The 23,666-nt window shown below is 59.2% G+C and carries 24 protein-coding genes; 11 read left to right on the forward strand and 13 right to left on the reverse strand.

From position 1 onward, the window contains the following. Positions 1-40 precede the first annotated feature (40 nt). The 10 genes from lpxD to ATU_RS06865 all read left to right on the forward strand — a co-directional run bounded on the left by lpxD (position 41) and on the right by ATU_RS06865 (position 8,261). Entirely contained in the window at positions 41-1,108 is a 1,068-nt protein-coding gene (gene lpxD / locus ATU_RS06820) for a UDP-3-O-(3-hydroxymyristoyl)glucosamine N-acyltransferase (RefSeq protein WP_010971576.1), read from the forward strand. Next, positions 1,101-1,565, forward strand: a complete 465-nt coding sequence (gene fabZ, locus ATU_RS06825) for a 3-hydroxyacyl-ACP dehydratase FabZ (protein WP_006312533.1) — start codon at positions 1,101-1,103, stop codon at positions 1,563-1,565. Before lpxD ends, fabZ begins: the two co-directional genes overlap by 8 nt. After that, positions 1,565-2,380 (forward strand): acyl-ACP--UDP-N-acetylglucosamine O-acyltransferase, encoded by an 816-nt coding sequence (gene lpxA, locus ATU_RS06830; RefSeq protein ID WP_010971577.1) that lies wholly within the window; start codon positions 1,565-1,567, stop codon positions 2,378-2,380. Before fabZ ends, lpxA begins: the two co-directional genes overlap by 1 nt. A gap of 3 nt (positions 2,381-2,383) precedes the next feature. After that, the gene (locus tag ATU_RS06835) at positions 2,384-3,265 is read left to right on the forward strand and encodes an LpxI family protein (protein ID WP_035256597.1); all 882 of its coding nucleotides are present in this window, start codon (positions 2,384-2,386) and stop codon (positions 3,263-3,265) included. Next, the gene (gene lpxB / locus ATU_RS06840) at positions 3,262-4,446 is read left to right on the forward strand and encodes a lipid-A-disaccharide synthase (protein ID WP_010971579.1); all 1,185 of its coding nucleotides are present in this window, start codon (positions 3,262-3,264) and stop codon (positions 4,444-4,446) included. Before ATU_RS06835 ends, lpxB begins: the two co-directional genes overlap by 4 nt. Positions 4,447-4,638: 192 nt before the next feature. Further along, positions 4,639-5,349 carry a GntR family transcriptional regulator gene (locus ATU_RS06845; protein WP_010971580.1) on the forward strand — a complete coding sequence of 237 codons (711 nt, stop codon included), beginning with the start codon at positions 4,639-4,641 and terminating at the stop codon, positions 5,347-5,349. A gap of 6 nt (positions 5,350-5,355) precedes the next feature. Continuing rightward, positions 5,356-6,141 (forward strand): transporter substrate-binding domain-containing protein, encoded by a 786-nt coding sequence (locus ATU_RS06850; protein WP_010971581.1) that lies wholly within the window; start codon positions 5,356-5,358, stop codon positions 6,139-6,141. Positions 6,142-6,221: 80 nt separating this feature from the next. Then, entirely contained in the window at positions 6,222-6,893 is a 672-nt protein-coding gene (locus ATU_RS06855; RefSeq protein WP_010971582.1) for an amino acid ABC transporter permease, read from the forward strand. After that, positions 6,890-7,549 (forward strand): amino acid ABC transporter permease, encoded by a 660-nt coding sequence (locus tag ATU_RS06860; protein WP_010971583.1) that lies wholly within the window; start codon positions 6,890-6,892, stop codon positions 7,547-7,549. The genes ATU_RS06855 and ATU_RS06860 overlap by 4 nt, the downstream gene beginning before the upstream one ends. Next, positions 7,527-8,261 carry an amino acid ABC transporter ATP-binding protein gene (locus tag ATU_RS06865; protein ID WP_010971584.1) on the forward strand — a complete coding sequence of 245 codons (735 nt, stop codon included), beginning with the start codon at positions 7,527-7,529 and terminating at the stop codon, positions 8,259-8,261. The genes ATU_RS06860 and ATU_RS06865 overlap by 23 nt, the downstream gene beginning before the upstream one ends. A gap of 78 nt (positions 8,262-8,339) precedes the next feature. Here the strand turns inward: ATU_RS06865 and gltA are convergent, their stop codons facing one another. After that, positions 8,340-9,629 carry a citrate synthase gene (gltA, locus tag ATU_RS06870; RefSeq protein ID WP_006312523.1) on the reverse strand — a complete coding sequence of 430 codons (1,290 nt, stop codon included), beginning with the start codon at positions 9,627-9,629 and terminating at the stop codon, positions 8,340-8,342. Positions 9,630-9,935: 306 nt separating this feature from the next. On the opposite strand from gltA, the gene ATU_RS06875 reads away from it, so the two are divergent. After that, complete coding sequence (locus ATU_RS06875; protein WP_010971585.1) at positions 9,936-12,365, forward strand: ComEC/Rec2 family competence protein; 2,430 nt, start codon at positions 9,936-9,938, stop codon at positions 12,363-12,365. 19 nt (positions 12,366-12,384) lie between these two features. On the opposite strand, the gene ATU_RS06880 is transcribed toward ATU_RS06875, so the two are convergent. The 12 genes from ATU_RS06880 to ATU_RS06935 all read right to left on the reverse strand — a co-directional run bounded on the left by ATU_RS06880 (position 12,385) and on the right by ATU_RS06935 (position 23,570). Beyond that, positions 12,385-13,062, reverse strand: coding sequence for a glutathione S-transferase family protein (locus ATU_RS06880; RefSeq protein WP_010971586.1), 678 nt, complete (start codon positions 13,060-13,062; stop codon positions 12,385-12,387). A 260-nt stretch (positions 13,063-13,322) separates the two neighbouring features. Then, entirely contained in the window at positions 13,323-14,045 is a 723-nt protein-coding gene (gene lexA / locus ATU_RS06885; RefSeq protein ID WP_010971587.1) for a transcriptional repressor LexA, read from the reverse strand. A gap of 382 nt (positions 14,046-14,427) precedes the next feature. After that, a complete protein-coding gene (locus ATU_RS06890; RefSeq protein WP_010971588.1) occupies positions 14,428-15,159 on the reverse strand; it encodes an amino acid ABC transporter ATP-binding protein in 732 nt (243 codons plus the stop codon). Then, positions 15,140-15,793 carry an amino acid ABC transporter permease gene (locus tag ATU_RS06895; protein WP_010971589.1) on the reverse strand — a complete coding sequence of 218 codons (654 nt, stop codon included), beginning with the start codon at positions 15,791-15,793 and terminating at the stop codon, positions 15,140-15,142. The genes ATU_RS06890 and ATU_RS06895 overlap by 20 nt, the downstream gene beginning before the upstream one ends. After that, complete coding sequence (locus ATU_RS06900) at positions 15,793-16,497, reverse strand: amino acid ABC transporter permease (RefSeq protein WP_010971590.1); 705 nt, start codon at positions 16,495-16,497, stop codon at positions 15,793-15,795. The genes ATU_RS06895 and ATU_RS06900 overlap by 1 nt, the downstream gene beginning before the upstream one ends. 68 nt (positions 16,498-16,565) lie before the next feature. Next, positions 16,566-17,369 (reverse strand): transporter substrate-binding domain-containing protein, encoded by an 804-nt coding sequence (locus ATU_RS06905; RefSeq protein WP_010971591.1) that lies wholly within the window; start codon positions 17,367-17,369, stop codon positions 16,566-16,568. Positions 17,370-17,434: 65 nt separating this feature from the next. Then, on the reverse strand, positions 17,435-18,421 hold the full coding sequence (locus ATU_RS06910; RefSeq protein ID WP_010971592.1) for a 2-hydroxyacid dehydrogenase: 987 nt from the start codon (positions 18,419-18,421) through the stop codon (positions 17,435-17,437). 76 nt (positions 18,422-18,497) lie between these two features. Continuing rightward, positions 18,498-19,649 (reverse strand): ABC transporter ATP-binding protein, encoded by a 1,152-nt coding sequence (locus ATU_RS06915; protein ID WP_010971593.1) that lies wholly within the window; start codon positions 19,647-19,649, stop codon positions 18,498-18,500. A gap of 12 nt (positions 19,650-19,661) precedes the next feature. Next, positions 19,662-20,492: a carbohydrate ABC transporter permease gene (locus ATU_RS06920; protein WP_035256603.1), complete on the reverse strand. Its 831-nt coding sequence runs from the start codon at positions 20,490-20,492 to the stop codon at positions 19,662-19,664. Further along, positions 20,492-21,409 carry a carbohydrate ABC transporter permease gene (locus tag ATU_RS06925; protein WP_010971595.1) on the reverse strand — a complete coding sequence of 306 codons (918 nt, stop codon included), beginning with the start codon at positions 21,407-21,409 and terminating at the stop codon, positions 20,492-20,494. The genes ATU_RS06920 and ATU_RS06925 overlap by 1 nt, the downstream gene beginning before the upstream one ends. 64 nt (positions 21,410-21,473) lie before the next feature. Continuing rightward, positions 21,474-22,691 (reverse strand): ABC transporter substrate-binding protein, encoded by a 1,218-nt coding sequence (locus ATU_RS06930; protein ID WP_010971596.1) that lies wholly within the window; start codon positions 22,689-22,691, stop codon positions 21,474-21,476. Between the two features lie 123 nt (positions 22,692-22,814). After that, positions 22,815-23,570 (reverse strand): GntR family transcriptional regulator, encoded by a 756-nt coding sequence (locus ATU_RS06935; protein WP_006312509.1) that lies wholly within the window; start codon positions 23,568-23,570, stop codon positions 22,815-22,817. Between the last annotated feature and the right edge of the window lie 96 nt (positions 23,571-23,666).

Raw genomic sequence — 23,666 nt, forward strand, 5'->3', positions numbered from 1 at the left:
TCCAGAACTGCAACTTTGAACGTTCTGGAGTTTCCGGCTGATGGAATACAACGCATTTTTTCCGCCCCACGAGGGACTGCGATTGAAAGATATCGCAGACCTTTTTGGGGCGGAACTGTCTGATGACGCGGCGGGCGAGCGGATTATCAGGTCCGTTGCACCGGTCTACCGGGCAAAACCGGATCAGCTCTGTTACATTCTTTCCCGCAAGAGCGGCGAAGAGCTGCTGACCTGCGAGGCCGGTGCTGTCATTTGTGACGCGGCCCTGAAGAGCCTGATTCCTTCCCATATTCCCGCATTGATATCGAAGACCCCGCACACGCTGTTTGCGCAGGTCGGTGCTTTGCTGCATCCATCCGCCATGCGGCCCTCGCTTGTTGCTCGGATGGAAGCGGAAATTTCCCCGGCTGCCTATGTCGATCCATCGGCAAAGCTCGAGCCGGGCGTCATCGTGGAACCCATGGCCGTGATCGGCGCGGGCGTTCATATCGGCGCTGGCACGCGCATTGGCCCGGGTGTCGTTATCGGCTCCGATGTCCAGATCGGTCGCGATTGTACGATTGCCGGTGGAGCGAGCATTTTGGCGGCGCTGCTCGGCAATAATGTCATCATCCATAACGGTGCACGCATCGGCCAGGATGGTTTCGGTTATGCGCCGGGTCCGCGTGGCATGCTGAAGATCGTGCAGATCGGCCGGGTCATCATTCAGGACCATGTCGAGGTCGGCGCCAATACGACGATCGATCGCGGCACGATGGATGACACCGTCATCGGCGAAGGCACCAAGATCGACAATCAGGTGCAGATCGGTCACAACGTTCGCATCGGTCGCCATTGCGGCATTGTCAGCGGGGTCGGTATTGCCGGCAGCACCCGCATCGGTGACGGTGTGATGATTGGCGGCGCAACGGGCGTTAATGGCCATATCACCATTGGCGATGGTGTGCAGATTGCCGCGATGAGCGGCGTGGTTTCCGATGTTCCGGCCGGCACCCGTTACGGCGGCATTCCGGCGCGTCCGATGAAACATTTCCTGCGCGATATGGCCGATATTCTGGCGCGCGCCGAAGAGCGTGATAAAAAAACAGGAGAAAAAAACAATGGCTGACGAAACGAAGGCGACGCTTGGCACGGCCGACATCTTGGAAGTCATGAAACTTCTGCCGCATCGTTACCCGTTTTTGCTCATCGACAAGATCATCGAGATCGATGGCGACAGTTCGGCGATCGGCATCAAGAACGTGACGGTCAACGAACCGCATTTCACCGGCCATTTCCCTGATCGGCCGATCATGCCGGGCGTTCTGATCGTCGAGGCGATGGCCCAGACGGCCGGCGCCATCTGCGCCCGTAACCAGGGCGAGGGCGGTCATCTCGTTTATTTCATGACCATCGACAACGCGCGTTTCCGCAGACCAGTGGTTCCGGGCGATCGCCTCGAAATCCATGTGGTCAAGCAGCGCCAGCGCGGCAATGTGTTTAAGTTCCATTGCGAAGCGAAGGTCGAAGGCGCGCTCGTGGCGGAAGCCGATGTCGGCGCGATGATGATCCCCGAGGGCCAGTAATGAGCACGATCGCGGCTTCGGCGAAAATCCACCCGACTGCCGTTGTCGAGGATGGCGCAGTCATCGGTGAGAATGTCGTCATCGGTGCACTTGCCTATGTCGGGCCGAAGGTGACGTTGCATGATGATGTCCGCCTGCACAACCACGCCGTGGTGTCGGGCCTCACGGTCATCGGTCGCGGATCGGTCGTGCATCCCATGGCAGTCATCGGCGGCACGCCCCAGGCGGTTCGCCATGATGGTTCGGAAACAACGCTCGAAATCGGTGAACGCTGCATCATGCGCGAAGGCGTGACGATGAATGCCGGGAGTTCCGATGGCGGCGGCAAGACCATTGTCGGCGACGACAATCTTTTCCTCGCCAATTCGCATGTGGCGCATGATTGCCGTCTCGGCCGCCACATCATCCTGTCCAACAATGTGATGCTGGCTGGCCATGTCACCATCGAGGACCGCGCTATTCTGGGTGGCGGCTGCGCCGTGCACCAGTTTACCCGCATCGGCCGCCAGGCTTTCATTGGCGGATTGTCTGCGGTCAATTACGACGTCATCCCCTATGGCATGCTGAATGGCAATCCCGGCATTCTCGGTGGCCTGAACGTCGTCGGCATGACACGCTCTGGCATCGAGCGTGCGGACATCCACAAGGTCAGGCGCGTCTACAAGGCGATCTTTGAGGCCGAAGGCACGATCCGCGGCAACGCGGCGGCTATCGATCGTAACGACTATCTGGATTGCCCGCAGGCGCTCGAAATCATCGATTTCATCGGTGCGGGCAGCGACCGTGCGATTTCTTCGCCCAACCGGGGCAAGTGAGCCGTGACAGGCGGCGGGCGTCTCGCCATCGTGGCCGGCAGCGGCCAGCTGCCGCTTTATGTGGCGGCGGCGGCCCGGGAGATGGGCGAGAACCCCTTCATCGTGCGCTTGCGCGATGATTCCCGTTACGACTGGAGCGGTTTTGACAATGCCGTCATCAGCGTCGGCGATGTCGCAGGGCTTGGCCGTCTCCTGCGTGAAAATCAGGTAGACCGTGTCGTATTGTCCGGCGCCGTTGCGCGGCGGCCGGAATGGCGGGAAATCCGCCCCACCGCCGGCATCCTGATTAAGCTGCCCTCCATCGTCAAAACGCTGCTGTCAGGTGGCGATGATGCGGTTCTGCAGATGGTAATCAAGATCATCAGCACGCTCGGCGCAAAAGTCATCGGCGCGCATGAGATTGCGCCCGGCTTGCTGGCAACCACGGGGCCTCTCGGTGGGCAGAAGCCTGCCGAAGAGGATCTGAAGGATATTCGCGGGGCGGCTGAGGCGGCACTTGCGCTCGGCAAGCTCGATGTCGGGCAGGGGGCAGTCTCCGTTGGTGGCCGCATCGTGGCGCTGGAAGGTATAGAGGGTACGGATGCCATGCTGGCGCGTGTCGCCGCTCTGCGTGCCGAAGGGCGCATATCGCCCCGCCGTAAAGGCGTGCTGGTCAAGCTCTGCAAGCCCCAGCAGGATATACGTGCCGATCTGCCGACCATCGGCATCGAAACCGTAGAAAATGCGAAAAAAGCCGGACTGGCGGGCATCGCCGTCGAAGCCGGGCGGGCGCTGGTGCTCGATCGTGAGGCGATGTTGAAAGCCGCCGATGAGGCGGGCATATTCGTCTGCGGCATCGATACATCACTGGGTGGCGACATGGTGGGCGGAGACATGATCGGATGACGGCGGCATTAAAAGTGGCGGTAATCGCCGGGGAAGTATCCGGCGATCTCTTGGGCGCGGATCTAATCCGATCGCTCAAAGTCCGATATGCGGGTTCCGTTGAACTGGTGGGCGTTGGCGGCGAAGCGCTGGAGGCGCAGGGGCTCACCTCGCTGTTCGACTATTCCGAACTCTCCATCATGGGCTTCACGCAGGTTCTCAAGAAGCTGCCGAAACTCATTGCGCGGATCAACCAGACCGCCGCAGCCATCGTGGCCGCAAAGCCGGACATTCTGCTGATCATCGACAGCCCGGATTTTACCCATCGCGTCGCGAAAAAAGTCCGCAAACAATTGCCGCAGCTGCCGGTCGTCAATTATGTCTGCCCGAGCGTGTGGGCGTGGAAGGAATATCGCGCCACGGCGATGTTGTCCTATGTCGACCACGTTCTGGCCCTGCTACCCTTCGAACCGGAGGCTATGCGGCGCCTTGGCGGCCCGCCGACGACATTCGTCGGCCACCGGCTCAGCGTCGATCCTGAAGTGCTGGCGGCACGGCAGAAGCGGGCCGACCGGCCTCTTCCGGAACAGGGCCAGCCGAGGACCATCCTTCTCCTGCCGGGATCGCGTTCCACTGAGACGACGCGGTTGATGGAGCCGTTTCAGGACGCGGCGAAAGCTTTCGTGGAACGCAACGGCCCCACCCGGTTCCTGCTTCCCACCGTACCACGGCAGGAACATCGCATTCGCGAAATGGCAGCGATGTGGCCGGACGACATCAGGCCCGAGATCGGTATCGACTCTGCCTTCAAGTGGAAGGCGTTTGCCGAGGCCGATGCGGCCATTGCCGCTTCCGGCACCGTCATTCTCGAACTGGCGCTGGCCGGTGTGCCGACCATCTCTGTCTACAAGACCGACTGGATTTTCACCATGCTGAGCAAACGGGTGAAGACATGGACGGGCGCCTTGCCGAACCTGATTGCCGATTACGCCATCATACCGGAATACTTCAACGAGGTGGTACGATCAGGCTCGATGCTGCGCTGGGCCGAGCGCCTGTCTTCCGATACCACCGAACGGCGGGCGATGCTGGAAGGTTATGCACTGGTGCAGCAGCGTCTGCATACCGACGTCCCTCCAGGCGAAACCGGTGCAGCCATTCTTCTCGATGTCCTGAAGACCAAAAATAGCCGCTCAGCCTGATCATATTTGTCCGGTCTGAGCGCCGGAATTGTGGTTCGTGGGCAGGTAACGCTCAGTTCCACCTGCCCCCGATCAAGGCAGTCGAAGGCTCTGTTTTAGCGCATTTGATTGCTAGGGCGGCAAGCCGCTGATCATCAGAGGCCCGCGAGCCGTTAAATTTTCGTCTGGCACGGCTCTTGCTTTCAATCTTGTATGCAAGATAGCCATACATCCGAAAGCGCCCAGAGCGCGGTAGAAGACGCCATCATCTCAGGCATTCTTTCCGCGCGCATCCGTCCGGGAACCCGCCTCAGCGAGAACCAGCTCGCCAGCCTTTTCAGCGTGTCGCGCACGCGCATCCGCGAGGCGATGATGCGGCTTGAGACGCGCGGCATCGTCACCGTCAGCCCGCGTCGCGGCTGGTTCGTGGTGGAGCCTTCCGCTGAAGAATCCATCAAGGTCTATGAGGCGCGCCGCATCATTGAATATGGGCTCTTACGCAATCTTTCCACGGTGAGCGCGCAAGGCATTGCGCTGCTTGCCGATCATCTCGATGAGGAGAAGGCGGCAATTGCCAAAGGTGATCGCCAGCGCCTGACTTGCCTGATGGGTGATTTTCACATCCGCATCGCTGAAATCGCCGGAAACGACATCATTGTCGAAGCGCTGCGTGACCTGACGGCCAGAACCATCCGCATCTCCATGCTCTATCAGTCCGACTTCCATGCGCAGCAATCGCATGACGGGCACTGCCGCATCTTCGAGGCGATCAGGGCGGCCGATTTCCATGCCGCCGCCGAACTCGCCATCCGCCATCTCGACGAAGTCGAAACCGGACTCGATCTCACCCGCAGGCCGGACCCGCTTTATGAGCTCCGCAACTCCCTTTCATTGCAGCCTCTTTTCTCAAGCCCCAAGGAGTAGTCTCCCATGTTTTCCAGACGTTTATTGCTCGCCATCGCCGCTGTTTCCGTAACGCTTGGTTTTTCGCCCGCAGCCTTTGCCGATGCGCTTGGCGATATTTCCTCGCGCGGCACGATCCGTGTTGCGGTCCCGCAGGATTTCCCGCCCTTCGGTAGCGTCGGCACGGATATGGCGCCGCAGGGTTATGATATCGACGTTGCCAATCTGATCGGCGAGAAGCTTGGCGTGAAGGTCGAGCTGGTGCCGGTCACAAGCGCCAACCGCGTTCCCTATCTGCAGACCAACAAGGTCGACCTCGTCATCTCGAGCCTCGGCAAGAACCCGGACCGTGAAAAGGTCATCGACTTCTCCACCGCCTACGCGCCCTTCTTCAACGGCGTCTTTGCACCGGACTCGGTTACTGTGGCCAAGGCGGAAGATCTATCGGGCAAGACCATCGGCGTTACCCGTGGCGCCGTCGAGGATTTGGAACTGACCAAGGTTGCTCCGGCCGACACGACTATCAAGCGTTATGAAGACAATAACGGCACCATCTCCGCCTTCCTCGCCGGCCAGGTGGAAGCCGTGGCAACGGGCAATGTCGTGGCCGCCGCCATTTTGGCCAAGAACCCGCCGAAGCGCCCCGAGCTGAAATTCCTGATCAAGAATTCGCCCTGCTATATCGGCCTGAACAAGGAGCAGCCGGCGCTACTGGAAAAGGTCAACGCCATCATCGCGACTGCAAAGACCGATGGTTCGCTGAACACGATCGCGCAGAAGTGGCTGAAAACCGATCTTCCGAAGGATCTCTGACCAACCTGGCAAATCCATGCGCTGGCCGTGTCTGATCCCGGCCCGGCGCGTGGTTTGTCCTCCCCGAAAGGAAATATCGGGTGAAATACACATTCGATTTTGGATGGCTTCTCGAATATTACCCGCAGATCGCCAAGGGCATTGCCATCACGCTGGAATTGATTGCCATTGGCGGCGTTCTTGGCATCGCGCTCGGCATATTCTGCGCCTGGGTGCGCGCGCTCGGGCCCAAATGGCTGCGGCCGCCGGTTGCGACCTATGTGGAGCTCATTCGCAATACGCCATTTCTCATACAACTGTTTTTTATCTTCTTCGGCCTGCCGTCGCTTGGCCTGCAACTGTCGGAACTGAGCGCGGCCAACATTGCCATGGTGGTCAATCTCGGTGCTTATAGCTGCGAAATCATTCGCGCCGGCATTCAGGCGACGCCCAAGGGGCAGTTTGAGGCGGGAGCAAGCCTTGCCATGACCCGTTTCGAAACCTTCCGGCATGTGGTGCTGGTGCCGTCCCTGCAACGCATCTGGCCGGCGCTGTCGTCGCAGGTGGTGATCGTCATGCTCGGCTCGTCCGTTGTGTCGCAGATCGCTGCCGAAGACCTGACCTTTGCCGCCAATTTCATCCAGTCGCGCACCTTCCGCGCCTTCGAAGCCTACATGGTCTCCACCGTCATCTATCTTGTGCTGGCCATTCTCTTGAGGCAGTTGCTGGTCATGGGCGGCAACCTCATTTTTCCGCGCAGGAGTGTCCGATGATCGAATTCTCCACCTGGGATATTCTCAGAAACCTGTTGCTCGCCACGCGCTGGACCGTTCTGCTGTCGCTCGTTTCCTTTGCCGGCGGCGGTCTCGTGGCGCTGCTTCTGCTGTTCATGCGCATTTCCCGCAAAAAATCGATGCGGGTTTTCGCGCGCTATTATGTCGAGCTTTTCCAGGGAACGCCGCTTTTGATGCAGCTTTTCATCGCCTTTTTCGGCCTCGGCCTCGTCGGCATCGATGTGCCGGCCTGGCTGGCGGCGGGCCTGACGCTGATCCTGTGGGCGGCTGCCTTTCTTACCGAAATCTGGCGCGGCTGTGTCGAATCCGTCGCGAAAGGCCAATGGGAGGCGTCGGCAAGCCTTGCCATGGGACGCCTGCAACAGATGCGCTACGTCATCCTGCCGCAGGCTATGCGGGTGGCCATTCCGCCGACCGTCGGGTTTTTCGTACAGGTTATCAAGGGAACGGCTGTAACGTCGATCATCGGCTTCGTGGAACTGTCCAAGGCTGGCACGGTCGTCACCAACGCCACCTTCCAGCCCTTCACTGTTTATGGCCTCGTCGCCCTCATCTATTTCGCGCTGTGCTGGCCTCTGTCGAAGAGCAGCCAGATCCTCGAAAGGAAGCTCAATGTCGCTCATCGAAATCACTGAAGTCCGCAAAAGCTATGGCAGCAACGAGGTTCTGAAAGGCATCAACCTTGATGTGGAGCCCGGCGAGGTCATCGCCATCATCGGCAAGAGCGGCTCTGGAAAATCGACCCTGCTTCGCTGCATCAACGGGCTGGAGACGATTTCGGCCGGTTCCATATCGGTCGCCGGCGCGCAGCTTCTCGACGATGATCTGCATCTGAAAGCCCTGCGGCTGAAGGTCGGTATGATCTTCCAGCAGTTCAATCTCTTCCCGCACCAGACGGTCGGTGGCAACGTCATGCTGTCTCAGACGGTGGTGAAGAAGACACCGAAACCGGAAGCGGAAGCCGTTGCCCGCACCATGCTGGAACGGGTCGGGCTGGCGCATAAGTTCGATGCCTATCCCGATGAATTGTCCGGTGGCCAGCAGCAACGCGTCGCCATTGCCCGCGCACTCGCCATGCAGCCGATCGCGCTTCTCTGCGACGAGATTACCTCGGCGCTCGATCCTGAGCTGGTCTCGGAGGTGCTGGCGGTGGTGCGTGAACTGGCCGGCGAAGGCATGACGCTGCTGATGGTAACACATGAAATGAAATTTGCGCGCGACGTCTGCTCCCGCGTCGTTTTCATGCATGAGGGCAGGGTGCATGAAATTGGCCCGCCGGAAGAAGTGTTCTCCAATCCCGCGACGCCCGAGCTCAAGCAGTTTCTCGGCGTTGCTGCGCGCCACTGAGAAATATCGCGGAGACGCCCAACAAAAAGGCCGGCGGGTGAAAACCTGCCGGCCTTTGATCTTACAGGGTTTCGTGGCTTAACGCTTGGAAACCGGAACGTAATCGCGCTTGCCGGCGCCCGTATAGAGCTGGCGCGGACGGCCGATGCGCTGCTGCGGATCTTCGATCATTTCGTTCCACTGTGCGATCCAGCCGACGGTGCGGGCGAGAGCGAAGAGAACGGTGAACATGGTGGTGGGGAAGCCGAGCGCCTTCAGCGTGATGCCCGAATAGAAGTCGACATTCGGGTAGAGCTTCTTTTCGACGAAGTATGGGTCGGAAAGGGCGATCTTTTCCAGTTCGAGCGCGACCTGCATGATCGGATCGTCGGAATTGCCGGTGGCTTCCAGCACTTCGTACATCGTCTTCTGCATGATCTTGGCGCGCGGGTCGTAGTTTTTGTAGACGCGGTGGCCAAAGCCCATCAGGCGGAACGGATCGTTCTTGTCCTTGGCGCGGGCGATATATTCCGGGATGCGGTCGACAGAGCCGATCTCGTTCAGCATGTTGAGCGCCGCTTCGTTGGCGCCGCCGTGAGCCGGACCCCAGAGGCAGGCGATGCCAGCCGCGATACAGGCGAACGGATTTGCACCCGACGAACCGGCAAGACGCACCGTGGAGGTGGAGGCGTTCTGCTCGTGATCGGCATGCAGGATGAAGATGCGATCCATGGCGCGGGCCAGAACCGGGTCCACCTTGTAGTCCTCGCACGGCACGGCAAAGCACATGTGCAGGAAGTTGGAGGCGTAATCCAGATCGTTCTTCGGGTAAACGAAGGGCTGGCCGATATGGTACTTGTAGGCCATGGCGGCGATCGTCGGCATCTTCGCGATCATGCGCAGCGAAGCGACCATGCGCTGGTGCGGATCGGTGATGTCCGTCGAGTCGTGATAGAAGGCCGAGAGAGCGCCGACCGTGCCGCACATGACGGCCATCGGGTGTGCGTCGCGACGATAGCCGGTGAAGAAGCGGCTCATCTGCTCATGCACCATGGTGTGGCGCGTGACGCGGGTGTCGAAATCCTTCTTCTGCGCAGCCGTCGGCAGTTCGCCGTAGAGCAGCAGATAGCAGGTTTCGAGGAAGTCGCCCTGTTCAGCCAGTTGCTCGATGGGGAAACCACGATGCAGGAGAACGCCCTCGTCACCGTCGATATAGGTGATCTTGGATTCGCAGGAGGCCGTCGACGTGAAACCCGGGTCGTAGGTGAAGGAGCCCGTGTGCTTGTAGAGCGTGGCGATATCGACGACGCTTGGTCCAATCGTGCCTTCCCTGACCGGGAGTTCCACCTGCTTTTCGCCAAGTGTCACTGTAGCGCTTTTTTCCGTCATACTGATCCTCCGAGAACATGCGGGTGGAGGCGTTGAGACACGCCTCGCGGTTAAGCGTCTACCGATTAGCTATATGATCCTGGCGCCGATGCCAAGCTATCCAAAGGTCAAATTGTGCATTGCGGCAAACGCAATCGCGTCGCTTTTCGCTTTATCGATCATGGCAATTCAATCTCGGTCAACACAGGGTTAAAGGAAAGCATTGCAATCCCCCGCGTCGCCTGCAAACCTGTTTCCGGTGCGGCAGGGGCACGGCGCAGATTGCTTGGTCAAGGGGAAAAACAGCATTTCGGGTATGCCGAAACGATGCAGGGCGGATTGCCCCGCACGGCGGATATCCTTTCGCCGCTGCGCCGGACCGGCGAGGTCGCGACATATGATTTACCGGCCCTTGTCAGCAGGCCGAAACCGCAAGCTGCCGTTATCCAGAAAATCACCGCCTGCCTCGCCGAGGAACGCGCATTCGGCCATGATTTTCTTTTCGTGCCGGTCTTCATCGGCTGTGGAGCGATCCTCTGGTTTTCGCTGGATGCAGCACCTTCATTGCCGCTTCTCGTCGTTCTTTTTTTGCTCGCCGCCGGCCTGGCATTCGCCACCCGATATCGCTCGACCCTGGCAGCCACGGCCTGCAGCATCGTCGCGCTGCTGTTGCTGGGTATGCTTTTTGCCGAATTCGAAACGCGGCGGGCAGGGACAGTGGTGCTGGATACGCCCGTCACCACCACCCTATCAGGTACGGTGATACGCCGGGAGGTCGATGCCCGCGGCGACTGGCGGTATGTGGTGCAACTGGCTGCGACCGAAGCGCCGACAGTGTCTCGCCCGCCGGGAAAGGTCTCTTTGCTGGCCCGCGGCGGCGGCGAGCCGGCGGCACTCGGCGCCACCATCCGCGGCAAGGCACGGCTTTCGCTGCCGTCCGGTCCGGCCTTGCCCGGTCTCAATGATTTCGCCTTCGCCTCCTATTTCAAGGGCATCGGTGCCACCGGCTTTTTTTATAAGCCGCCGCAGACGGTAACGGCCCCTGATATCGACGCAAAAAAGGACTGGCTGGAATGGGCCGATATGCGGCTTTACGGCCTGCGCACCGCCATTGCCGAGCGCATTCGCAACACCATCGGTGGTGACGCCGGCGCTTTTGCCGCCTCCATCGTCACCGATGAGAGACAGGCCATATCGGCCGGGACGATGGAAGCCCTGCGGCTTTCCGGCCTTGCCCATATCGTCGCCATATCCGGGCTCAACATGGCGCTGGCTTCAGGCATATTCTTCGTGGGGCTGAGGCTTGCCTTCAGCCTGTTTCCGGCTTTCGCGCAGCGCTGGCCGGTGAAGAAGATGTCCGCCTTCGCGGCGCTCCTGATGACGCTTGCCTATTACCTGATTTCCGGTTTTGCCGTTTCTGCCGAGCGTGCCTGGCTGATGACGTCGGTGATGTTGATTGCGGTGCTGTTCGATCAGCCTTCGCTCAGCCTCAGGAATGTTGCATTGTCCGCTCTGGTCATCCTCGCTCTGTCTCCCTCGGAAATCATGGGGCCGAGCTTCCAGATGTCCTTTGCCGCGACAATAGCGCTTGTTGCCGCTTATGCCGCCTGGAGCCGCTGGCGCACCGACCGGGAGCGTCTGTTCATCGGGCGCAAACCGGCGTGGATGACGGTGGCGGGAACGGCAGGCGCCGTCATCGGCGGTGTCGTCACCACATCGCTGATCGGCGGACTTTCGACGGCGATCTATTCGGTCGAGCATTTCCAGCGTGTCACCACCTATGGACTTTTCGCCAATCTGGCGGCCATGCCGCTGATGTCGCTGGTCGTCATGCCCTTCGGCCTCATCGCCATGCTGTTGATGCCCTTTGGGCTGGACGCGCCATTTTTGAAGGTTATGGGTTACGGCATGGCGCTTGTCATCGAGGTTGCGCAGGAGGTGGCGTCCTGGGGCGGCAGCGCAGCGACCGGGCGGCCGCATGGCTGGTTTATCGGCGTCGCCTCCGTGGGTTTTCTGCTGCTGACATTGCTGCGCACCCGGCTGGCACTGCTTGGAGTTCCACCTTTGCTTCTCGCCTTCGGTCTCTCCGGCGCTGTCGCCCAACGCAGTCTGCCCGATCTGCTTATCCATGAGGAAGGTAAGCTGGTGGCGCTTCTGGACGAGGGCAGGGTCTACACCACAAAAACGCGGCCGCAGGGCTTCATCTATGAGCAATGGCAGAGGGCGCTGCTGTTGCCTGAGAAACCGCTCTCACCGGTCCTTCTCAAGACGGGGGTTCCCGCAACCACCATTGCTCTCAGCGCAAAATCGAAGCTGGCGCCGGAGGATATGAAGGCAGTGGCGCGGGAGATGGTAACGACGCTGAGAGATGCGGCGCCTGGCGTCTTCACCTGCAGGACAGGCATTTGGTGTGCGGCGCGTGCGAAAAGCGGCGAGTTTATCATCGTGCTGGAAGATGGCCGATTTGCCGGGAAAGCCTGTGACATCGCCGATATCGTCATCGTCTCCCGCAGAACGTCGTTTACGCAATGCCGCTCGGGAGCCTTGCTGCTCAACCGCGACATATTAAGGCGCATCGGCTCGGTGGAGATAAATTTTGCCGGCAGCGATCAGGCTGGGGTGGTAGGGCGGATGCGCGCAGCAACCGCCGGCACAGACAGGCCGTGGAGCGACCATCGCTTCTACGATTGGAAGAGCGGCCGTTTTGACCATGACGTGCCTGAAGCCGTGACCGGGTTACTGACGGCATCGCAATGAGTGCCGCCAGCATGGTTCGTCATGCCGTGGCGCGCAAATCCGACGTCAATTCGCCAATGCCGCCGATTTCCTCTTCATGCGCGGCATCGCGCCATGTCTCCTTCAGTCCTGCATCATACCATTCGCGCATGGCGGGCAGGGCAAGCAACCGGTCGCAATAGGCCTTCGCCGCCGGCGAAAGATCGGCGCCATAGGTCTGGAAACGGAACGCCACCGGGCAGAAGAAAGCGTCGACCGCCGTGAATTTCTGACCGGCTAGAAACGGTCCGCCGAATTTTGCGAGGCCTTCACTCCACAGCGCATCGATGCGCTTTATATCGGCCGCAAGCCCGGCATCACCGGCTTTGGGTTTTACGCGGATGCCGACCGACATGGGGTAGAGATTGCGAAGCGAGGAAAATCCCGCATGCATTTCACTCGCCGCCGAGCGTGACCAGGCCCGTGCCTGCTTGTCGCCTGCCCAGACGCCCTGATGTCTCTCGGCGAGATATTCGGCAATCGACAGCGTTTCCCAGACCGTCACCCCTTCGTCGACGAGGCAAGGCACCTTGCCGGTCGGCGAAAAGCTGGAGAAGGAAACACCTTCGCCAAAGGGAATGAGTTTTTCATCAAAGGCGATGCCAAGCGTGCGCATCAAAACCCAGGGCCGCAATGACCATGAGGAATAGTTCTTGTTGGCAATATAGAGATCGTACATGGCGTTTTCCCCGATAGAACGCACATTTCTACACCTGCTAAGGAGCCTTGGAATATCGCAAAGAATCCATGGCTCCCATAAGGCCAATTGATGGAGGGGCCGTCATACACGACGGAATTTCGCAGCAACGAGTGCGTTTGCCAATCTCACAAAGAAAAGGCGCATCAATTCAACGGAACGATGCGCCATTCATTTCGAAAGCCAAATCTACCCGTGAAAACCTATTCGGTTTCAGTAATACCGGCAGCAGCCTCCAGCTATCAATGGTAACGGCGTATCAACCCGACCAGCTTGCCCTGAATCTTCACCCGATCCGGTCCAAAAATGCGGGTCTCGTAGGCAGGATTGGCCGCTTCCAACGCGATGGACGCACCCTTGCGGCGGAAGCGCTTCAGCGTGGCTTCTTCATCATCCACCAGCGCCACGACGATATCGCCCGGATTGGCGGTATTACCGTTGCGGATGATGACGGTATCGCCATCAAAAATCCCGGCCTCGATCATCGAATCGCCTTTGACCTCAAGCGCGTAGTGCTCGCCCGAACCCAGCATGTCCACCGGCACGGCCAAATCATGGGTATTGTTCTGGATGGCGGAAATCGGCACACCGGCAGCGATACGACCCATGACGGGAATGGTGGCAGCTCCGGCGAAATCATTGGCAGGCGCCTTCACGGCAGGCGCCGGTTCCGGCTCCTTCGGTTTTCCAAGGCTGCCCTCGATGACGCTCGGCGAAAAGCCGCGTTGCGGCCTTGCGCCCGGCGTATAAGCCTCGGGCAGTTTGATAACCTCCAGCGCTCGCGCCCTGTTAGGTAGCCGGCGAATAAACCCGCGCTCTTCGAGCGCGGTGATCAGCCGGTGGATGCCGGATTTGGAAGCAAGATCGAGTGCGTCCTTCATTTCATCGAAGGAGGGCGGCACGCCGGACTCTTTCATTCTTTCATGAATGAAGAGAAGCAGTTCCTGCTGTTTGCGCGTGAGCATGAGGAAAACACCCTTGAGAATCGTCGTTGAAGTCGCGAAACAAATACAGAACGAACACTATATGTTCCATATGTGTTCCGCAATCCCCTAAAATTTCGTGAAGGATGCATATCGAATCCTGATTCAATCTTCGAAACATGAAGAGATCAGGCCGATGATATAAGTAGCGTTGGGAATAGACGCCGGTCGGGGATTCCGATCGATGAAATTGTCGCGGGAACAGTTTCCAGGTCAGATCACGACCTCGGAGCCGAAGCGGCCTGAACGCGCCGAAGCAACGCAGAGTGATGGCCCTCTCCGTTGCTTCTTTTATTCGCCTTGAAGCGACAGCCTCATGGCGCAAGGTCGATGACTGCGTTTGCCTGACCTGCTCTTCCGCCGGCTATTTCACGCCGTTGGAGAGGAATGCCTGCAGCTCGGGCGTTTGTGGTTTCTCGAAAAGCTGTTTCGAAGCGCCCATTTCCCAGATCTTACCCTGATGCATGAAGACGGTCACATGTGCGACGCTGCGGGCAAAGCTCATTTCATGGGTCACCAGCAACATCGTCATGCCTTCCCGCGCCAGCTGTTCCATGACGAGGAGCACCTCTCCCGTCAGTTCGGGATCGAGAGCGGATGTCACCTCGTCGAACAGCATGACTTTCGGCCGCATCGCCAGCGAACGGGCGATGGCTACACGTTGCTGTTGTCCGCCCGACAGCATGTCGGGATAAGCGTCGAATTTTTCCGCCAGCCCCACCTGCGCCAACACTTTGCGCGCCAGCACATCGGCATCAGCCCTGGCGACATCCTGCGTTATCTTCGGAGACAGCATGATGTTTTCGCCGACGGTCAGATGCGGAAAGAGATTATAGCTCTGGAAGACGATGCCGACGTCCTTGCGCAACTGTCTGAGTTTGGTCTGGTCCTGCTCCACCCTGTGTCCCGCGGCGGTGATATTGCCGGACTGAAACTCTTCGAGACCGTTGATGCAACGCAGCATCGTGCTCTTGCCGGAGCCGCTGCGCCCGATGATGGCGACGACCTGTCCCGCCTCGACGTTCAGCGATACACCCTTCAGAACTTCGAGGGCGCCATAACGCTTGTGCACCTGATCAATTGTTACGACCGACATGGAGAACCCTTTCGAGATGGCGGCTGAGGCGCGATAGCGGGAAGCAGATCGCGAAATAAAGAAGAGCGACGACGAAAAACACCTGGAAGGGTCTGAACGTCGCATTGTTGACGAGCTGGCCTGCGCGGGAGAGTTCCACGAAGCCGACCACCGATACGATGGAGGTGTTCTTGACGAGCTGGACAAGGAACCCCACCGTCGGAGGCAGGGAAAGCCGAAGGGCCTGCGGCAGGATGACATAGCGATATTGCTGGAAACGCGTGAGCGCCAGCGAGGCCGAGGCCTCCCATTGCGGCTTTGGCACCGCCTGGATGGAGCCGCGCCAGATTTCCGCCAGATAGGCCGAAACATAGACCGACAGGGACACCGATGCGGCGAGCAGCGGCGGTATTTCGAACCCGAACAGCGTCAACCCGTAATAGGACATGAACAGGATCATCAGCACCGGTATCGACTGAATGACGGTGATGTAACCTGCTGCGACGTTGCGGACCGATCCATATTGCGAAAGCCGCATGATGGCGAAGAAGCCGCCCGTCAGCGAGCCGATGCTGAAGGCAATGGCGGTCAGGACGATGGACCAGCCGGCCCCACGAAGCAGGAAAAGAAATTCAGGCCAACCGAATGTGGACATCAGGCAATTCCTTCCTGGACGGTCATCGGGGAGAAAACCTTGACGCGGCGGCGGAACAGCCAGTGACCGAACCATGCGAGAATGATTTTCAGCGCCAGCGCGAGAAGGAGGTAGATGACGGTCACGACGATGTAGGTCTCAAAGCTTCGAAACGTCCGTTGCTCGATGATCGAAGCCGCACCGGAGAGCTCCGGCACAGAGATGAAGGAGCAGATGCTCGATGCCAGAAGCATCAGCACGAACTGGCTGGACAGCGCCGGCCATATTTTTGCAAAGGCCGGTTTCATCACGACGTAACGAAACACCTGAAGGCGGCTGAGCGAGAGCGACAGGCCCGCCTCGACCTGTGAGCGGTGTATGGACTCCACGCCGGCGCGAATGATCTCCGTCGCATAGGCCGAAAGGTTGAGCGTCATGGCAAAGAGTGCGGCTTGTGTCCCGGACATGCGAAAGCCGACGAGCGGCAGTCCGAAGAAAACCATGAAGAGCTGGACGAGAAATGGCGTGTTCCTGAGCAGTTCGACATAGGAATCGACGCAGAAGCGGATGGTGCCGTTGCCGAGACTGCGCATGGCGACCAGCGCCACGGCGATCATCGTACCGAGGACGATCGCGGTTGCCGACAGGCCTATCGTCAGCAGGATGCCGCGCCAGATCAGATCCGATTCAGCAAACACGGCCTCGAAGTGAAGTGAAAAATTCATGCTGGCTCCTCCCGAATACGCTGTTCCGGCGCGCCTGTGGAAGGGCGCGCCGGAGTTTTGCCGTCCGATCAGAATGTCGGGAGAACGGGCAGGGGCGTGCCGACCCATTTGCGGGCGATCGCGTCCAGCTCTCCATTCTGCTTGATGTAATAGATCGTATTGTTCAGCCACTGATGCAGGTCGACGGCATCCTTGCGAACGGTCATCGAGTTCGGCTGTATGGAGAAGAAGAACTTCACCTCCGTCGTCGTATCGCCGCGCAGCTTGATGGCCGCGTTGGCCTGCGCATCCGGCCCGGCGATCGCCTGCACCTGACCCGAGAAAAGAGCCTGCATGGTCGTCGCATCATCATCAAAGCGCAGGATCGTCAGGCCAAGTTCCTTCTCACGGTTGACGAATTCGCGCTCGACGCTCGATCCGCGATTGACCCCTACAGTCATGCCTTTCAGGTCTTCCCATTTTTCAATCTTGGTATCCTTGTGGGAATAGATCCCCACCTGGAAGGCGCTGTAGGGGTTGGTGAACATCACCGCCTTGGCGCGCTCCGGCGTCGGCGCCAGCGTCGCGACAAGGAAGTCCACCTTGCCGGATTCCAGAGCCGGAATGCGCGATGGCGGCGTCAGCTGGACCATCGTAACCGGTACGCCGAGATATTTGCCGATCAGCGTTGCGACATCGGCATCATACCCGACCGGATTTCCCTGCGCGTCCACCGAGCCGAAGGGCGGCGCACCCACCAGCACGCCGATCTTCACCGAGCCGCGCTTGACGATGTCATCGACGCTCTGTGCATTTGCCGAAAAACCGGTGAAGATACCGGCACAAACCGCGATCGCGGCAGCAACGGATTTAAAAGACTGAAAGATGCTCATCACTCTCTCCCTGGTTGATTGAGCTGTGGTTTATGGCCGGCTCCTCCCGGCCATGCGGTGATCTGCTATTCAGACGCGGTGCGGACGATGTTGATGCAGTCTTGCCCCTTCAGCCGCCGATTGATGTTTTCCGCGATCGTCTGCTGCCGCCGCCGCACCGTTCCACTGGTCCAGCCGGACATGTGCGGCGTCATGATGATGTTCTCGAGTTGATTGAATGGCAGTGCGGACGGTTGTCTCGTCGGCGCGTCGGGTGACGGATAGGCGTACCAGGTATCGATGACCGCACCGCCGATGGTTCCGCTTTTCAGCGCGTCATAAAGCGCCTGCTCGTCTATGGTCGGGCCGCGCCCGACATTGATGATGACGGCACCGGATTTCATCGCTGCGAAAGCCTCCGCATCGACGATCCCGCGTGTCGTGTCCGTTAGTGGTACGGAGACGACGATGAAATCTGCGGTCGGCCAGAATTCGTTGAGCTGATCCAGTGTGAAGGAGCGGTCTACCAGATCCGACGTTTCCACGCGGCTGCGATTGGCGACGCTGACCTGCATTCCGAACGCCTTCGCGCGGACCGCAATGGCCTTCCCGATATGGCCGAAGCCGAGAAGACCGATGGTTTTTCCGGACATTTCGTCGTGCAGGCGCTCGGTCGAACCGGACCAGTAGGCCCACTGGCCGGCGCGCAATTTGTTGTCGGCATCGCGCAACGGAACATGACGGTTGAGAATGGCTGAAAACACATATTCGGCAATTGCGGGATCATGGCCAAAGCAGTTGCACACGACCGCGCTTTTCGGCAGCAGGTCGAGATTGACGGCGTCATAACCGGCGCCGGGCACATGAAACAGCGTCAGTCTTTCAGGCGTCGGCAACGATGCATCAAATTTGACGCCAACGATGATATCGGCTTTGCGATAGGCGTTGCGGTCTTCCTCGGTGACGAGTTGATCCGGCAGCAGAGCGATTTCCGCGCCGCCCTCCACCAGGTTTTTGAAGTCATCGCTGAAACAGGCGGCATTTTCGCCGTGAAAAACGATCCGTTTTGACATGTCTATTCTCCCCGCTGCGGATATTTCTGGAGATTGAAAAAAGGTTGCGCTGATGCAGGTCCGGTCACGTTCATGGTCACGATCGGATCCGCTCGCCCGTCACGGCCGAAAACAGGATGGCCTGACCGGGATCGATCGTCAGCGAAACCTCCTGGCGCAATGAAAGCGTGCAATATCCGGGAACGGTCACCATCACCGCATCCATATCGCCGTCCTCGTCATGCGCCGTGCGGCCGTCTTTGAGGCGAACGGCGATGATCGAATCTGCGCCGATATGTTCGACCATCACGACCTCCCCCCGCAGGGAGGCTTCGGTCGGTTCCGTCGTCAGGGAGAGGGCGTTTGGCCGAACACCCAGCAACACGGTGGAAGCCGTCTCCGACTGTGGCACATCCACGCGGATGGAGGTGGAGCCGATGAAGAGGCCATCAGGCTTTTTGTCAGTGACGATCAGGTTCATCGGCGGCGTGCCGATGAAGCGGGCGACATAGGTATTGGCCGGATCGGTATAGATTTCGCGCGCCGTTCCGAATTGCTGGATGATGCCTTCGCGCATCAGGGCGATTTTTGTGCCCATGGTCATGGCTTCGACCTGGTCATGCGTCACGTAGACAAAGGTTCCACCGATCTCCTGGTGCAGGCGTGAAATCTCCGAACGCATGGAGGTTCGAAGCTTGGCGTCCAGATTGGAGAGCGGCTCGTCCATCAGGAACACTTCCGGCTCCCGCACCATGGCTCGCCCAAGGGCGACGCGCTGGCGCTGTCCGCCGGAAAGCGTACGCGGGAAACGGTCGAGCATCTCCGTCAGTCCGAGGATTTTTGCAATCCTCGCGACTTTTTCAACGACGCTTGATGATTTCTCGATCCGGCGTTTTGCCAGACCGCCGATGATCGGCAGGTGGTGCCACCAGCGAAACTGCTGCATCAACAGCGGGAAGGACATGTTCCTGCGCACGGAAAGATGCGGGTAAAGCGCGTAGGACTGAAACACGAAGGCGATATCGCGCTCGCCGGGCGGCAATTGATCGACCCGCCTGCCGCCGATCAGGATTTCCCCGCCGGAAATGCTTTCAAGGCCTGCGAGCATACGCAAAAGCGTGGATTTGCCACAGCCAGAAGGACCGAGAAGGACGAGGAAATCTCCCTCTTCGATCGAGACATTGATGTCGCGAATGACTTCCTTCGCACCGAATTTCTTCGAGATATTGTTGAGTTCAATAGCGGGCATCTGGTTTTCCTGTCAGCCTTTGACACTGCCGGCGGTCATTCCGGCGACCACGTAGCGTTGGGCAAAGAGGTAAAAGACGATGGCGGGCAGGGTGTAGATCACCCCCACTGCCATGACGGAATGGATGGGCGTGGAGAGTTCGCCCACGAAACTGGCGAGCCCGACGGAAGCCGTCCTGAGGTTCTCACTGCTGATCAGGGTCTGCGCGAAGACATATTCGTTCCAGCCGTGGAAGAAAGAGATGACGGCAGCGGCAGCGAGCGTCGGCGCAATCAGCGGAATGATGATGCCGAGCACAATATCGAGACGCGAGCAGCCATCGACCCTTGCCGCCTCTTCGATCTCGATCGGAATGCCGTCGATCGCACCCTTTATGATCCAGGTGATCACAGGTACCACGAAGGCGGTGTTTGCCAGCACGAGGCCAGGGATCGTATTAAGCAGGTTGAGGTCGCCAAATATCGAATAGAGCGGCACGACAAGCATGGCTTCCGGCAGCATCTGCGTTGCAAACAATGCAAAGCCGAGTATCGCAAGTCCTGCAAACCGGAAACGGGAAAGGGCATAAGCCGGCAGGACGGCCAGCAGGATGCTGAGGACGGTGGTGCCTGTGGCAACCAGAAAGCTGTTCTTCAGCCATGTCGTCACCGGAATGGTATCGAAAACCTCGAGATAGATTCCAAGCTGCGACCAGTCAGGCACGAGCCGTGGAAAGGGCGCGAAGAGTTCCGATGACGGCGTCATGGACGTGACGAACATCCAGTAGATCGGAAAAGCCGCAAAGCCGAGCATGAAGAGGACGGCGAGGATGCGAACAAAGTGGGCGTTGCCGGTGGTATTCATCAACGCTTCCCCTGTGCCTGTTCAGTCATCCGGGTGACCTTGAAATAGATGACGGTTACCAGAAGCGCGATCGACAGGCCGATCATGCCGATGGAGGCCGCTGATCCGAGATCGCGATAGACGAAACCCTGGCGATAAAGCTCGATGACGAGCGTGTTGGTCGCGCCGATGGGACCGCCCTGCGTCATCAGCCAGATGAGGTCGAAGCGGCGCAGCGACCAGATGGTGACGAACAACGTCAGCATCAGCACGGTCGGCTGGATGGTCGGCCATGTGGCGGTCTTGAAGATGTTGAGCCGGTCCGCACCATCGATGACGGCAGCCTCCTTGAGCTCATGCGGCACGCCCTGCAAAGCCGCGAGGATCACAACGGAAGAAAAGGGGAATATCTGCCAGACGGTGGTGAGCAGGATAGCCGGTAGGGCGAGGTTTGGATCGTCGAGCCAGTTCTCACCGCCGAAGGGAAGGCCGAGACCGGTGAGAACCCGATTGAAAATGCCGTATTGCGAATTGAATATCCAGGTGAATACCAGCGCGACGGCAACTGACGGTGCGGCCCAGGGAACGGTGATCAGCGCCCGGGCAATACCCCGGCCGAAAAAGGGGGAATCGAGCAGCATGGCCGAACCTAGGCCCGTGCCGATCGCAAAGATCACGCAGGCGACGGTATAGATCGCCGTGATCCACAGCACCTTCCACAGTTCACCGTCCTCGATCAGGAAGGAATAATTCTCGATACCGACGAACGGGTTGACGTTAGGCGTCAGCAGGTCGGTGGCGGTGAAGCTCATGAAGAACTGCTGGACCAGCGGATAAAACTGAAACAGCAGAAGATAGATGCCGACCGGTGCGGCGAAGAGATAAGGAGTCAACGGATGACCGTCGAGCCTTGCTCCTGCGAGCTGGGCACGTTTCATAACTGACCTCGATGGAAATAGAGCCGGGGTTGCGGAGGCCGATCAGACAGCCTCCGCATCGATCTCAGCGAAGGACGCGTCGCTCCACCAGCGACTGGGCGCGATCCATGGCGTCCTTTGGATCGGCATTTTCGAGAAGCACCTTCAACACCTGCTCGAGCACGATCTGCTGGATTTCGGGCGTCTTGCCCTCATGTCCCATCACAAGCTGCGGAAGGGCGTTCTGCATCTGGCCCTCATAGACCTTCAGCCATGGCCGCTTCGCCTGCTCTTCGGCAGACATGTCGATCTTGGTGCCGACACCCGTCCCCATTGCGGCCTGAAGGCCTTTCTGGTTCTCGGGGGAATAGGCCCATTTGATGAAGGCGCCCGCAGCATCCTTGTGCTTCGTGTTGGCGTTGACCACGAGAGCGGTCATGATGAGGCCCTGCGCCTTGTCCGGGAAAGGCGAGGGTGCTGCGGCGAAATTGAGCTGCGGGGCGTTCTGGTTGAAGATTGCCGCCACGCCGCCATTATCGACGTTCATGGCGATCTTGCCTTCCCAGAACATGCGGCGATAGGTGGCCGCATCCGCGCCGCGTGGCGTCACGGCGGCATCATAAACCTGCTTGTAGGCGGTGACGCCCTTGATGACGTCAGGGCTGTTGAGCGTGAGCTTGCCGTCCTTGTCGCTCCAGCGACCGCCAAATCCGAAGACGTAGTTGCAGAGATCCTGCCAGAAACCGGCGCGCTCCGCCATTGTGGCGCGGTAGGCATAACCATACACGCCGTCCTTGGTTTTCTCCTTGGCGGCCGCCAGGAAGCTTTCGAAATCCTTCGGCGGTTCCGGCAGGATGTCCTTGTTGTACAGCAGCGCATAACCCGTCGTGTCGAACAGCAGACCGTAACGGACGTCCTTCACCTTCATGAAGCGGTCCGGCCCCAGGAATTCGTGATCCTTGTCGCTGATCATATCATCGAGCGGCAGCAGGCGACCGGATGGAATGGCAGCGAAGAAATCGGTCTGGTCGAAGCGCACGAGGTCCGGTCCGCCGCCGCCACCCATCTGGGTGAAGACCGTGTTGGCTAGGCTGGAAAACGGAATTGCGATGGGTTCAACTTCGACCTTGTCCTGACTTTCGTTGAATTTCTGGATCCACGCCTTGACCCGGTCGCCACGTCCGGCTTCCGCAAAAACCGCGGCGGCGAAGGTGATCTTGTCCTTGGCCAGCGCCGGCGCTGCCCAGGATGCAAGCGCCGTCGCCATCGTGGCCGCAATCAAGGATTTTACGATATTGCTCATCCATGCTCCTCCCTGAGCTTTTTTATTGGCGCCTCCCGAGCGCCATAAGTCATTGCAAAATATGTATTTCAGAAATCTTTCTTCGTTGCGGACGGATGTCGGACATCCAATGGCGCCGCTGTCTCAAATCTTGAAAATCGGTTCGATGCTGCAATCCAGCAGGCGAGGGTCTATGCCCGTCTCCATTTCATCGAACATGGAGTCGACGAAGCCGACCAAGGCGTCCGTTGCGGCAAGCGCCGTGTCCAGATGGCGGTTCGCGACGGCATTCAGGACCGAAAGATGGCAATCGACCGTCTGCGTCAGGTCGGATTTTCCATGTGTCACCGTGTGGTGAATGAAGCCGATGCGCCGATAGATCGTGTGCAGCGGCCGCAGGGTATGTTCGAGGAAAGGTTCGTTCGCCGCCGCCAGCAAAATCTGGTCGATCCGACGGTCGAGCAGGTTGAATTCGCTGAGCGTGATCTGCTCCCGTCGTTCACGCAGGGCGCGTTCGATATGCAGCATCTGATTGCGATGGGAGAGGCTTGCCCGCTCCACCGCAAGCCGCATGACGAAGCGCTCCATGTCCCGGCGAAGCTGTAGCAGCAGGCGTTCACGCGCCAGATCGATCGGCGCGACTCTGAGTCCGTGGCGGGGCAGCACGACCAGCAGCGTATCGGCGGCAAGACGGCTGACGGCATTATGAACCGGCGTCCGGCCCAGCCCCGTGGCGTCCTGCAATTCCTGCAATGTCAGTTGCCGGCCGGGCTTCAGCTCGCAATTGATCAGCAGTTCCTCGATGCGCTCATAAGCGAGATCGAAGAAGTTGACGCGGTTTGCCCGCTTCGGCTTTTCCCCGTCCGTTACCAGTTCGGGTTTCGTCTGCTTGCGTGCCATCTCCGGTCTCCTCCCGTCGCGGTCAACAAACTCAGTACATAAATTGCTATAAAACATGTTGTGAAATTTTACAAGCAACATTATTGTCCTGATCGA

The sequence above is a fragment of the Agrobacterium fabrum str. C58 genome (genome assembly GCF_000092025.1).
GTDB classification, from domain to species: domain Bacteria; phylum Pseudomonadota; class Alphaproteobacteria; order Rhizobiales; family Rhizobiaceae; genus Agrobacterium; species Agrobacterium fabrum.

Excerpts from the sequence above, each read along its gene's own strand:
- lpxD (WP_010971576.1), top strand. The coding sequence starts at position 41 with ATGGAATACAACGCATTTTTTCCGCCCCACGAGGGACTGCGATTGAAA.
- fabZ (WP_006312533.1), top strand. The coding sequence starts at position 1,101 with ATGGCTGACGAAACGAAGGCGACGCTTGGCACGGCCGACATCTTGGAA.
- lpxA (WP_010971577.1), top strand. The coding sequence starts at position 1,565 with ATGAGCACGATCGCGGCTTCGGCGAAAATCCACCCGACTGCCGTTGTC.
- lpxB (WP_010971579.1), top strand. The coding sequence starts at position 3,262 with ATGACGGCGGCATTAAAAGTGGCGGTAATCGCCGGGGAAGTATCCGGC.
- ATU_RS06845 (WP_010971580.1), top strand. The coding sequence starts at position 4,639 with ATGCAAGATAGCCATACATCCGAAAGCGCCCAGAGCGCGGTAGAAGAC.
- ATU_RS06850 (WP_010971581.1), top strand. The coding sequence starts at position 5,356 with ATGTTTTCCAGACGTTTATTGCTCGCCATCGCCGCTGTTTCCGTAACG.
- ATU_RS06860 (WP_010971583.1), top strand. The coding sequence starts at position 6,890 with ATGATCGAATTCTCCACCTGGGATATTCTCAGAAACCTGTTGCTCGCC.
- ATU_RS06865 (WP_010971584.1), top strand. The coding sequence starts at position 7,527 with ATGTCGCTCATCGAAATCACTGAAGTCCGCAAAAGCTATGGCAGCAAC.
- gltA (WP_006312523.1), bottom strand. The coding sequence starts at position 9,629 with ATGACGGAAAAAAGCGCTACAGTGACACTTGGCGAAAAGCAGGTGGAA.
- ATU_RS06875 (WP_010971585.1), top strand. The coding sequence starts at position 9,936 with ATGCAGGGCGGATTGCCCCGCACGGCGGATATCCTTTCGCCGCTGCGC.
- ATU_RS06880 (WP_010971586.1), bottom strand. The coding sequence starts at position 13,062 with ATGTACGATCTCTATATTGCCAACAAGAACTATTCCTCATGGTCATTG.
- lexA (WP_010971587.1), bottom strand. The coding sequence starts at position 14,045 with ATGCTCACGCGCAAACAGCAGGAACTGCTTCTCTTCATTCATGAAAGA.
- ATU_RS06890 (WP_010971588.1), bottom strand. The coding sequence starts at position 15,159 with ATGTCGGTCGTAACAATTGATCAGGTGCACAAGCGTTATGGCGCCCTC.
- ATU_RS06895 (WP_010971589.1), bottom strand. The coding sequence starts at position 15,793 with ATGTCCACATTCGGTTGGCCTGAATTTCTTTTCCTGCTTCGTGGGGCC.
- ATU_RS06900 (WP_010971590.1), bottom strand. The coding sequence starts at position 16,497 with ATGAATTTTTCACTTCACTTCGAGGCCGTGTTTGCTGAATCGGATCTG.
- ATU_RS06905 (WP_010971591.1), bottom strand. The coding sequence starts at position 17,369 with ATGAGCATCTTTCAGTCTTTTAAATCCGTTGCTGCCGCGATCGCGGTT.
- ATU_RS06910 (WP_010971592.1), bottom strand. The coding sequence starts at position 18,421 with ATGTCAAAACGGATCGTTTTTCACGGCGAAAATGCCGCCTGTTTCAGC.
- ATU_RS06915 (WP_010971593.1), bottom strand. The coding sequence starts at position 19,649 with ATGCCCGCTATTGAACTCAACAATATCTCGAAGAAATTCGGTGCGAAG.
- ATU_RS06920 (WP_035256603.1), bottom strand. The coding sequence starts at position 20,492 with ATGAATACCACCGGCAACGCCCACTTTGTTCGCATCCTCGCCGTCCTC.
- ATU_RS06925 (WP_010971595.1), bottom strand. The coding sequence starts at position 21,409 with ATGAAACGTGCCCAGCTCGCAGGAGCAAGGCTCGACGGTCATCCGTTG.
- ATU_RS06930 (WP_010971596.1), bottom strand. The coding sequence starts at position 22,691 with ATGAGCAATATCGTAAAATCCTTGATTGCGGCCACGATGGCGACGGCG.
- ATU_RS06935 (WP_006312509.1), bottom strand. The coding sequence starts at position 23,570 with ATGGCACGCAAGCAGACGAAACCCGAACTGGTAACGGACGGGGAAAAG.